The 11,565-nt window shown below is 36.7% G+C and carries 11 protein-coding genes; 5 read left to right on the forward strand and 6 right to left on the reverse strand.

The features are described 5' to 3' along the window. Positions 1 to 351: 351 nt before the first annotated feature. Positions 352 to 561, reverse strand: a complete 210-nt coding sequence (locus VIK44_RS06495) for a hypothetical protein (RefSeq protein ID WP_331553037.1) — start codon at positions 559 to 561, stop codon at positions 352 to 354. Positions 562 to 753: 192 nt separating this feature from the next. Next, positions 754 to 906, reverse strand: coding sequence for an Rpn family recombination-promoting nuclease/putative transposase (locus VIK44_RS06500; protein WP_331553047.1), 153 nt, complete (start codon positions 904 to 906; stop codon positions 754 to 756). A 174-nt stretch (positions 907 to 1,080) separates the two neighbouring features. Between VIK44_RS06500 and VIK44_RS06505 the strand changes: the two genes are divergently transcribed. The 4 genes from VIK44_RS06505 (at position 1,081) to VIK44_RS06520 (ending at position 7,718) form a co-directional block, all read left to right on the forward strand. Next, a complete protein-coding gene (locus VIK44_RS06505; protein ID WP_331553038.1) occupies positions 1,081 to 1,932 on the forward strand; it encodes a transposase in 852 nt (283 codons plus the stop codon). Between the two features lie 22 nt (positions 1,933 to 1,954). Next, the gene (locus VIK44_RS06510) at positions 1,955 to 3,493 is read left to right on the forward strand and encodes a YifB family Mg chelatase-like AAA ATPase (protein ID WP_331553039.1); all 1,539 of its coding nucleotides are present in this window, start codon (positions 1,955 to 1,957) and stop codon (positions 3,491 to 3,493) included. An 11-nt stretch (positions 3,494 to 3,504) separates the two neighbouring features. Further along, positions 3,505 to 4,623 carry a DNA-processing protein DprA gene (gene dprA / locus VIK44_RS06515; RefSeq protein WP_331553040.1) on the forward strand — a complete coding sequence of 373 codons (1,119 nt, stop codon included), beginning with the start codon at positions 3,505 to 3,507 and terminating at the stop codon, positions 4,621 to 4,623. Between the two features lie 110 nt (positions 4,624 to 4,733). Continuing rightward, the gene (locus VIK44_RS06520; RefSeq protein ID WP_331553041.1) at positions 4,734 to 7,718 is read left to right on the forward strand and encodes a TOTE conflict system archaeo-eukaryotic primase domain-containing protein; all 2,985 of its coding nucleotides are present in this window, start codon (positions 4,734 to 4,736) and stop codon (positions 7,716 to 7,718) included. Between the two features lie 58 nt (positions 7,719 to 7,776). Here the strand turns inward: VIK44_RS06520 and VIK44_RS06525 are convergent, their stop codons facing one another. Both VIK44_RS06525 and VIK44_RS06530 read right to left on the reverse strand, forming a co-directional pair. Then, positions 7,777 to 8,070: a type II toxin-antitoxin system RelE/ParE family toxin gene (locus tag VIK44_RS06525; protein WP_331553042.1), complete on the reverse strand. Its 294-nt coding sequence runs from the start codon at positions 8,068 to 8,070 to the stop codon at positions 7,777 to 7,779. Positions 8,071 to 8,898: 828 nt separating this feature from the next. Continuing rightward, on the reverse strand, positions 8,899 to 9,159 hold the full coding sequence (locus VIK44_RS06530; RefSeq protein ID WP_331553043.1) for a type II toxin-antitoxin system Phd/YefM family antitoxin: 261 nt from the start codon (positions 9,157 to 9,159) through the stop codon (positions 8,899 to 8,901). A 159-nt stretch (positions 9,160 to 9,318) separates the two neighbouring features. Between VIK44_RS06530 and VIK44_RS06535 the strand changes: the two genes are divergently transcribed. Continuing rightward, entirely contained in the window at positions 9,319 to 10,110 is a 792-nt protein-coding gene (locus tag VIK44_RS06535; RefSeq protein WP_331553044.1) for an ATP-binding protein, read from the forward strand. 565 nt (positions 10,111 to 10,675) lie between these two features. On the opposite strand, the gene VIK44_RS06540 is transcribed toward VIK44_RS06535, so the two are convergent. After that, positions 10,676 to 11,008, reverse strand: a complete 333-nt coding sequence (locus VIK44_RS06540) for a type II toxin-antitoxin system RelE/ParE family toxin (protein WP_331553045.1) — start codon at positions 11,006 to 11,008, stop codon at positions 10,676 to 10,678. Further along, on the reverse strand, positions 11,005 to 11,268 hold the full coding sequence (locus VIK44_RS06545; protein ID WP_331553046.1) for a type II toxin-antitoxin system prevent-host-death family antitoxin: 264 nt from the start codon (positions 11,266 to 11,268) through the stop codon (positions 11,005 to 11,007). The genes VIK44_RS06540 and VIK44_RS06545 overlap by 4 nt, the downstream gene beginning before the upstream one ends. Between the last annotated feature and the right edge of the window lie 297 nt (positions 11,269 to 11,565).

Here is an 11,565-nt window from a genome sequence, read left to right on the forward strand (position 1 = left end):
ATTGGCCTGAAACCTCCTGATTGCAACGTTTTTCATACTATTATTATACCATTTTTTGCCTGTTTTTAATAGCTTTAATGGTATAATTCATACAAGGAAATTGGTCGATATTATTGCTCGGATATTCATACAATAATTTGCTTAAATATACATTGGTGTTTGTTTTTCGGAGGTTTCCCTGTCACTTAAGTTGTTGAACTTAAGTTATTGATGTTTTTTGCCTGTTCTTATCAAACTTCAAATAAAGAAAAGAAGCACTCCAGTGGTTGTAATTTCCCCAATACTGGTCAGTGCTTCTTTTGAATTTAGGGTGAGAAAATACAGTTTAAATCTTGTAAGACTAGAGAAGTTTTAGCTGCTCATTTCTTTGATCAGTTTCGCTATTTCTTTTTTTGACAAGCCTGTTGATTCTACAATCTGATCTAAGTTTAGATTCATTTTGATCAATTTTCTGGCAACTTCCAAAGCTCTGCTTTTTGCACCAACTTCAATGCCTTCCTTTATACCTTGAATGCGTCCTTCGTTTTTTCCTTCATCTCGTAAAATTTCAGCTAATGTCATGATTGTATCACTCCCTCCTGGATAGGTTGTTTCAATTTTATAAATAATCTTATTGATATCGTTTTTGGTTAACTGGGTTCCGGCATTAAATACTTAGCGGATAAAGGTTTGAAAATAACCCATACCGGTTTCTTTGTCATCGTTATTGTTGATGTCTGCCTGAAAAAGCATATCTGAAAACACTTCCTGAAGTTATTCGTTGATAAAGCTGTCTTTCTGAGGTTCCGACGAATTAATGTCGACGATATCCATAATGTTTTGAGGCAAATAGTTTCGCAGAAAATCTTTAGCTACTGTTAAATTTCCAAAGGTTTCTTTGAAAAATTTATCATGGGGGTTTTGTATTTTTGTATTTTCATTCGATCACCACTTTGTTCATATTATACATGATGCGGGTTTAATTTTCCATTAAATCTTTTAGAGGTAGGGTTAGCCTGTTACTAAATTAAACTAAACTTATTATGATGATTGCAAACGATGACACTTTCTGATAAAATAGGAAAAGCGAGGTGATTTTTATTGGGAAGAAAGTCGATGGTTGAATATAGTGGCGGCATTTATCATTTAATTCAGAGGGGAAACAATCGGGAGTTTATCTTTGAATGTAAAGAAGATAAGGCCTATCTTTTGGAACTGGTTAGAAAATCTCAGAGGATTATGGGATTTGAATGTTATGGATTTGTGGTCATGGGAAATCATTATCATATGATTATCAGAAGACATGAAGTGCCGGTAAAGGACATCATGCATCGGATCAATAATCAATTCAGTCGATATTATAATCAGAAAAACAAGCGCACAGGTCATGTCTTTGAAAACAGATATAAAGGGTTGCTGGTCGTTGATGATAAATATCTGCTGTCATTACTGCGGTATGTCCACCAAAATCCAGTCTGTGCAAAGATTTGTTATCATGTTAAAGATTATCCCTGGAGCAGCGATCTGTATTATCGGGATAACAAGAAGCAGGATCTTGTGAGCACTGACTTTATCCTTGATATTTTTTCAGAAGACAGAATCAAAGCATTAAAAGCCTATAGTGATTTTATGGACGCTAACAAGCTTGAAGCTAAGGCGATTTTTGAAGGGGTTGATTTTGTTGGCAAAGGAGAAGATATTAATAATGAAACAGCAAAGGAACCTTGTAAAATTAAGATTCAAAGAACTTTGGATGAACTTTTAAAAGAAGTCACAATGGATCATGTCATCTATGAAGCCATAAAATCCGGTTCAAGAAAGAGAAATTTGAGCTGTTATAAAAAAGAATACATCGATATCGCAATGAAAGAAAATTATACGATGCGCGCCATTGGAGAAAACATATCTGTAAGTGAAGTGGCTATTTATCTAATGTGTCATAAAGATTTATAAATGCATCTAGAGGGAGGGTACAATGGCTTCTATCGTAAACAGTTTTGCTATTTCAGGGGTTGAAGCTTATTTAGTGGATGTTGAAGTCAAAACAATTTGTGGACAGCCGATGATCTCCATTGTGGGTTTGGGAGATACAGCCGTTAAGGAAGCCCGCGAGCGGGTTGAAGCGGCAATTAATGATGGAAAGTATGTTTTCCCCCAAAAAAAAGTTGTTATTAATTTAGCACCAAGCAATTTAAAAAAAAGCGGTTCACACTTTGATTTATCCATCGCCATTGGACTATTAATGGAAACCGGTCAACTGCTGTTAACTAAAACGGAGAAATTCGGGATTATCGGTGAATTATCTTTAAATGCAAGGCTAAGAGCGTGTTCAGGAATTTTACCCATGGTCATCGCAGCAAGGGAGTCCGGGGTTAATAATATTATTGTACCAATGGATAATTTAGCGGAAGCGTTATTGGTTAAAGGCGTCAATGTCTTTGGGTTTGATTTTTTAATGGATGTGGTGGATTTTTTAGCCGGTAAAAAAGAATATGTCCATGATCAAATGATTGCTAATCATGAACCGGCGGAAGAACATTATGGTCTTGATTTTAAAGATGTTCAGGGTCAGGATGGCCTCATCGAATATATTGTTGTGGCAGCGGCGGGAGGCCATAATTTGCTGATGATTGGCTCACCGGGTTGTGGAAAGTCAATGATCGCTAAACGAATCCCAACGATCTTGCCAAGTATGACGGAAGAAGAATCTCTGGAGGTCACAAAAATTTACAGTGTGGCAGGCATACTAAGAGAGAAAGCAGGGCTCATTCTAAATCGACCCTATCGAGCACCCCATCATAATGCATCGACCAATTCTCTCATTGGCGGCGGCAATGATGCGACTCCCGGGGAAATATCGCTAGCCCACAATGGGGTATTATTTCTGGACGAAATTGCTGAGTTTAGCAAGAAAACTCTGGAATCCCTCAGACAACCGATGGAAGATCAGAAGGTTACCATATCCCGGGTAAAATATACAAATACCTATCCGGCGAGCTTTATGCTTGTGGCAGCAATGAACCCTTGCTCCTGTGGATATTATGGAAATGATCGATGCAAATGCACTGATTATGAAGTATTGAAATATCGTCAGAAAATATCAGGCCCGATTATGGACCGAATGGATATTCAGAAGTATGTAAGGCCTGTTAATTTTATGGATCTATCCAATGATTTCACCGAGACAAGTTCACAGGAACTTCGTGAGCGGGTTGAATTTGCCAGAAAAATTCAGCAGCAGCGATTTGAAAATATCAGCGGCATCAATTGCAATGCTCAAATGGGAAATATCTTAATTAAAGAACATTGTCACTTGGAAGATGAAGGACAAAAGCTGTTAATGTTAGCTTACGAGCGGTATAAATATAGTGCCAGAGCTTATCATAAATATCTAAAGGTATCCAGAACTTTTGCGGATTTGGATGGATCCCATAACATTCGAAAAAAAGATGTGGCGTTGGCGCTAATGGCAAGAGATTTAGAAAAGGATGGCTCAGTGATGACTGTCCTATAAGGTGAAAACAAATGGAGTATTGGATTTGGCTAAGTCAGTTAAAGGGTATTGGACCAATCACACAAAAGAGGCTATTGCAGCACTTTAAAACGCCCGATTGTATTTATGAATCATCGGAAGAAGAATTATTATCGATTGCGGGGATTGGACCCATACTGGCTCAGTCTATCCGAGAAGCCCGTTCTTTGGATGGGGCTTTTTCTATTCTGGAGGAATTAGATAATGGGGGAATAAAAATACTCATTTATGATGATCCTCTTTACCCAGGTATCACAAAAGAAATGGCTGATGCACCGATAGTTTTGTATTATAAGGGAACCCTTCAAGAAAACAGTGCCGGTGTAGGAATTGTAGGCTCTCGCCGGTGTACGGGTTACGGAAAACAGATTGCCATAGAAGCGGCCCAATATCTGGCACAACACGACATTCCTGTGATTAGCGGTCTGGCCAAAGGGATTGACGGTTATGCCCATACGGCTTGTTTAAAAGCGGGAGGATATACGATTGCGTTTTTAGGAAATGGATTGGATATTAACTATCCAAAAGAACACGCAGATCTACAGGCAGGTATTGAAGAAAATGGCGCGGTGATATCTGAATTCCTTCCAAAAATAAAAGCAAGACCTGAACATTTTCCGAGGAGAAATGCTTTGATCAGCAGCTGGAGTCAAAAACTTTTGGTGGTAGAGGCTTCAGCGAAAAGCGGTGCGCTGATTACAGCAGAACTTTCAAAATCCCTGGGCCGGGAAGTTTTGGTGCCTCCTCATGAAATTTATAGCTTAAATGGAAAAGGAACGAATGGATTAATTAGGAAGGGTGCCATTCCCTATTTGGAACCAGCTCAGTTATTATTTAATGATTATTCGGCAGGCAGTGATTCAGGGTTTGATTTTTTGGATCACTTGGGAATAATAAAGAAAAATGAGAATAGTAGCATAGATACATTAAACAGAAATCAGACAGCAGTGGAGAAGCAAATACAGACCATTTTAATGGACTCGGACAAAACCATACAGGAGATTGGCAACCTCACAGGCATTAATCAGGTAAAACTGATGGAGCATCTGTCCATCATGGAGTTGGAGGGCTTAATAGAATCATCAGCAGGTGGGAGATTTGGATTGAAATAGGAAGCCTTGATGCGGCACAGACTATTTAAGGACGGGAAACAGATCTCTTGCAATACCTGGAATAGCCAGATATAATGCCAGTATCAATTTATATGGTGGTGAAGAAAAATATGAATTATGATCAAATGAAAGTTGCGTATTTTAAGATTCTTGCAGAGTATAAAAAGCTAGAAGAAGAAAATCAAAAACTGAGACAGCAAATATATGGTTCTCCAATAATAGAAAATGTTGAAGAATTAAACGTTACTGATCTTACTTCTGAGATGAATGAATTAATTGAATATTCATCTGTCAATGATTCTGGAGAGGATATTATTAACAAAAGAAGCTCTCCAGAGAAGAAGATTGCTTTGTATTTATCGCTTTTTAGAGGCCGAGAGGATGTTTGCGCAAAGCAGTGGAAGAATGGGAAGGGGTATTCTCCAAATTGTGTAAACGAATGGAGAGATGGAGTTTGTCTAAAGACTCTTAAGCTGAAGATAAAATGTGCACAATGCGATAAACAAAGCTTTATTAAACTCGATGCAGTTGCTATAGAAAAGCATTTGAGAGGTGAGACTTTTTTAGGCGTTTATCCTATGATACAGAATGATCAGTGTTATTTTGTTGCGATTGATTTTGATGAAGCAAGTTGGGAAAATGATTTGAAAGCGGTAAGTGAAGCATGTCTTTTAAATGGAATTTCAGCTCATGCGGAGAGGTCTAAATCAGGAAATGGTGGTCATCTTTGGTTTTTCTTTAATGAAGCAGTAAAAGCCAGTTTAGCCAGAAAGTTTGCTTTGCACATGCTTTCCGAAGCTATGAATTTATGCAAAAATATCGGATTTGATTCTTATGATCGTCTATTTCCCAGCCAGGACTTTTTACAGAAAGAAGGGTTTGGTAATTTAATTGCATTACCATTAAATGGAAATGCCAGGAAACAAAATAATACTGAATTTATGGATCAAGGTCTTAAACCGATAGAAGATCAGTGGAACTACCTTGCACATGTAAAGAAAATAACAATTGAGCAAATTCAAAATTTGATAAAAACAAAAAATGACACATTTAATTTGTCTGAATTAACAATTGAAGAAGGTCATTCTTTGATAGAAAAACAAGTAAAGAACGACCTTAAAAAGGAAAGTGCTTTAAATAAGTCGGATTTTCCAAATGAAATCGTGATAGTGAAGTCAAGTGGATTTATCCTTAGAAAAGAAATGTTATCTGCCCGAGCCATCAAACACTTGCGACGGCTAGCATCATTTGGAAATCCAGAGTTCTATTCTAAGCAGGCCATGAGAATGTCAACTTATAATACTCCGCGAGTTATAAGGGTATATCAAGAAACCAATACCTTTCTGTGGTTACCACGGGGCGTAGAAGAACAACTGTTAGAACTGATGAATGATTATGAAGTTAAAGTTGTAATAGATGATCAAACGAATTTCGGAAAACATATTGATATTTCTTTTCGTGGCGAATTACGTTTGGAACAGAAAGAAGCCCTTAATAAATTGGTTAAGTATAAAAACGGTGTCCTATCAGCAACGACAGGTTTTGGGAAAACAGTCATCGGAGCAGCTTTAATTGCTGAGAAACAAGTGAATACACTAATTTTAGTCCATACCCGGAAGCTAGCCAGCCAATGGATAGACAAACTGGGTGAGTTTTTGGATATTCATGAAACAATTGAAGAGCCGCGAATTGTGAAAAATGGGAGAAAAAAGAAATTGCAGATTATTGGACAAATTGGTGCTGGTAAGAACATAGTAAATGGAATAATCGATGTCGCGATCATGCAATCCTTATTTTATGAAAAAGAGGTTAAACCATTTGTGAAAGACTACGGTATGGTCATTGTTGATGAATGCCACCATATTTCAGCATCCAGTTTTAATAAGATCTTAAATGAAATTACAGCCACCTATGTTTATGGATTATCGGCAACACCCATTCGGAAAGATGGTCATCATCCAAATATTTTTATGCAATGCGGACCCATTCGATTTAGAGTCGATGCGAAAAAACAAGCTGAGCATCATTCTTTTGAACATTATGTGGTACCAAGGTTCACCTCTTTTAGAAAGCCAATCTATCAGGATGATAAAGAATGGCACATCAGTGATGTTTATAGGTTGCTATCTGAAGATGAATTGAGAAATCAGCTAATTCTAAAGGATGTTTTAGATTGTATTAGCAGAGGTCGAACACCAATTGTATTAACCGAAAGAACAGCACATGCTCATGTTTTATCAGAATTACTTTTATCAAAAGGGCAAAATGTCATTACATTAACGGGAAAATTGTCAGAAAAAGAAAGAAAAGCAGCATATGAACGACTCGAAAATTTTACGAAAACAGAACAATATGTCATTGTTGCAACCGGAAAATTAGTTGGTGAGGGTTTTGACTTACCGAGACTTGATGCTTTATTTTTAGCTATGCCGATTGCATGGAGAGGAACTGTTGCACAATATGTCGGCCGTCTTAATAGGGATTATGAAGATAAAGAAGATGTTTATGTTTATGATTATGTGGATGTACATGTGGGTGTGTTGGAGCGTATGTTTCAAAAGAGAATTAAAGGCTATGCTGCAGTGGGTTACAAATTAAAAGCAGAGGATAATATAGAGAGTGCAATAAATTGTCTTTTTTCGGCATACGATTATTCTAAACAGTTGGAAAGTGATATTACCAAAGCTAATATATCGGTGGTAATTGCAACTCCATATTTGCAAAAGAAAAAGGTATTACTATGGATTGATCTGCTGATGAAAAAATATTCAGACGGTATTAGAGTGATAATTATAACAAAACCTGTTGAAAGTTACAAAGAAACCGAAAGAAGTAAAATTGAAGAAGTTACTCATTCGTTTTTCGACAAAGGGTTTAATATTATGTTTCACAAGGATTTAACTCAGAAATTTATTGTAATTGACAATCAGCTGATATGGTATGGGAGTTTAAATATTCTTGGATTCCAGAAGGACGATGATTCTGCAATGCGTCTTATCAATCGGGAAATTGCTCAGGAATTAATGCAGATATTCGATGGAGAAGAGCAAATTGCAAGATACGGTGCCTGTGAAACCTCCAAAAAACAACCATAAAACCAACGTTTCCCAACACCATGAATGATTATTCTATTTCATGAAAGAAGTGCTATCTTTATCTTAAGTATCGTTTTAGTTCTTGATAAAAGTTTTCTTGTGTCCCAGCCATGATCACAATAACTATGTCACCATTCTCTAATTGAGATATGCGGTAGGCGAGTTCATAGTTTGTCCGGTTGTGATATAGATCAAGACAATTAAGACCTTTTAAGTCACCGGTTTTAGCTTCTCCAATATCAGGGTTTTCTCGGATACTCATAATCGCTTCTTTGAAAGCATTTTTCAGGGGCTTATCTTTGAGCTTCTTAAAGAATTTTTCTGCAATAGGTGTGTAGATAACTGGAAGCATCTTTAAGCCTCCAGTTCATCAGTTCCAAAGATTGCATCAGTTGGATCACTATAGTTTTCTGAGGATGCTTTTGCAAGGGCGTCAGCTTCTTCTATGATTTTTTCTATTGCAGGTCGAACCTGATGTTAATCTTTTTAAATTCAGAAAGCAATTTCTCTCCAGCATAGCCTTGACTAATTAAATCTGCAAGAATTTCTTCTGAGAAGGCAAGATCATCTTTTTTAACAGGGGTAAGGATAAGCATCCCGTTTGAATGGGGACTCGGTGCCTGACATATAATATATTAACTTATTAGAACCGGCCTCTGTGTGCGCCCTCGTTGCTTATTCAATTTTCCCATCCAGAAAAGCATTCAGGATATTTTGGGGTGCTTCATAGTAGAAGCTGCTGTTGTAATCATCAATTTTATCACAGACAAAAGAATGATTGCTTCAAAAATGGCATCCACTATGGTTAATCCTTTTTCTTTTGCGATGCCCAGTATCATAAAAACAGCCGATAAAAGCTACTTTATCGTTGTTCTATAATTTATTTTTGTATAATTCTAATTCATGAAAATATCCCATGATATATACCGTATGGGTTTCTTCTTCGATACGGAAAATGATGATATAATTGTAATGCGGTACAAGTGCCTTTCGATATCCCCTGGATTTCATAAGATGGTCATCGGAATATGCATACATTTTTGGATTATATTCCAAATTATCATAAACGTGCTCGATTTCTGTTAGTAAATTTCCAGCTGCTTATGGATTTTTTAATTGATTAACAAGATAATTTGCAATATGATCAAGTAATTCCTCGGCACTTTCTGTTATAATGAGGTTATATTGCATATTTTTTCTTTAGATTATCAAGAGATTCCCTTGCATCCCTTGTTTTACCAGTATCAATCTGTTTTTCAGAAAGTTCTAGTTCAAGATACATGTTTAATCTTTTCATTGTAATTTCGTACATTTCAACACTCATGATTACCATATCACCATAACCGTTTTTGGTAATATAAATTGGTTCTTCTGCAACATGACACATTTCTGAGATTTGTGATGTATTTTTCAAATCCTTAATTGGAATAATTTTTGGCATAATAGCTACCTCCTTAAATTATGACTTAATTATACCATTATTAGCCCATTATATCAATTGAATATTCCACTTTTCCACTTGCAGAAGGCTCGGTGCCTGACGTTAATTGGCGGTGCCATCTCTCTCAAAGAAAATGGTTTTGATTTGAATGACAAATTTTTGAATAATTTAGAACTATACACTGAAGATAATAAGTTTAACTATGCCGCTTATTTGCTAGCTGATGAGAATGGAATCTCTATGAAAGTTGCAAAATATTCAGGGGTAGATAAAGTTGATTTAATTGAGAACGCTGAATTTGGCTATTGCTCATTGATAAAAGCAACAGAGAACATTCTAAACAAATTAGAGATTGAAAATATAACAAAGACGAAAATCACATCAACTGTCCGTAAAGAAAAGCGACTCGTTGATCCTACGGCATTAAGAGAAGCTGTCATAAATGCGATAATTCATAATGATTATTCAAATGGCATACCTCCGGTTTTTGAAATATTTTTTGATCGGTATGTTATAACTTCTTCGGGTGGATTGCCCCAAGAACTAAGTCAAGAAGAATTCTTCGAAGGCATTTCTGCACCAAGGAACAAGGAACTAATGAGAGTATTTAAAGATGTCAGGTTAGTTGAACAGCTTGGATCCGGTGTTCAAAGAATATTGAAAGTGTATGATAGAAGAATATTCAAATTTAGCCCAAATTTTTTAAGGGTTAGTTTCCCTATTAAGAATGTCGGTGAGAATATCGGTGAGAATATTTTTAAGCCAAACAACACTCAAAAGAAAATTATAAGTCTCATTGAGCAAAATAAACACATTACTCAGGCTGAGATTAGTGAACAGTTGAATAAAACAGTTAGAACGATTGAAAGGAATATGAAAAAAATTCAAGAAGCAAAAGTGATTGTCCGCCTAGGTTCTGATACATCGGGATATTGGGATATTGTGAAATAATAAGACTAAGATTTTGCTGTTTTTGCTACCTAGTGCCATACCTTTCTCCATACCTCTCTCCATGCCCTTTTCCAAACCTTTATTTCGTCCTTCTGCTCTTAAAATTTCAGCTAATGTCATGATTGTATCACTCCCTCCTGGATAGGTTGTTTCAAGTTTATAAATAATCTTATTGATATCGTTTTTTGTTAACTGGAGTCCTGCATTAAATTTTTCTTTCCCATATTCGGACCATGTAGTTCAGCAATTGAAAAGCGATGTTCTTACTGGGTGTTTCACACAAGAAAATTGGTTGATATCATAGCTTGTATATTTATAAAATAATTTGTTTAAATATATAGTGGAGTTTGTTTTTCGGAGGTTTCCCTGTCACTTAATTTGTTGAACTTAACTTGTTGATTAATTCAAGAGGAAATTGGGGTCGGGTGTTTTAGTGAAATGTCGTGAATAGCCATTTATAATGCCAGTGTCAACTAGTATGGAGGTGGCGATTATAGGTCTTGTGGGATGCAGATATATGAAATAGTGAAACAGACCTGCCATAAAATGGCAGGCCTGTGATTGTTTACAGCAAGGAGAAACCTTGACCCAGGATAGCTGTCCAGTTGCTTTTCTGAAACAGAAAACGCACAACGATAACTCGGTGTGTTTCTTCTGAAATGACGTAAAAAGCAAGGTAACCGTTCACAATAACAAAATGGATTTCCCAGGAAGCTAAAACCGGATCATCCACCAGCTTAAATTTCTCAGGAAAGTCAGCAAGGGAGTTGATCTGCGCATCAGCTTCGTCTAGCAGGTCATCAGCAGTTTTTGGATTTTTGAGAATAAATTCAATATGGTCTGAGGCTCTTAAAAGATCTCGTTCAGCGGCAGCTGTGATGTAGATTTCATAGGTCATCTGTTACGTCTGCTCCTGATAGAAGAGATTGCCTCAGAGAAGAGACGGGTATTGCTATTTGCAATATCATCCATTCCTTCTTTTATTAGTCTGTATAATTCAAAACGGCTGTTCATTTCCTCGTAGGCTTCAATGCTCATTACAGCAAGATCGCCTTTCCCGTTTTTGGTAATGAAAACGGGTTCCGAATAATTATGACAGAATGTTGAGATTTCATTGTAATTGTTTCGTAGATCAGCACTTGATTTGATTGTTGGCATGGTAAACACCTCCTTATATAACAAAATTATACACGAATTCTGTTATATAGTCAATGGTAATCATGCCAATAAGGATTAATAAGGATTAAAGATACGGTGCCTGTCAGTGCGGCCGAGCCAGGTCGTATCATATAGATGGTGCGAATCCCGCCGGGTAAGGTAGACCAACCACCCGTAGTTAGCCTTGGAGCTTATCGGGTAACTGATAAGTTTAAGCGTAGGCAAACAAGGTAGTAGGCTGAAAGCTGAAAAGTTGAAGTGATTGAGCCTCGAAATACCGAAAATAGGAAGGCAGAT

The organism is Acetobacterium sp. (genome assembly GCF_036508315.1).
GTDB lineage: Bacteria > Bacillota > Clostridia > Eubacteriales > Eubacteriaceae > Acetobacterium.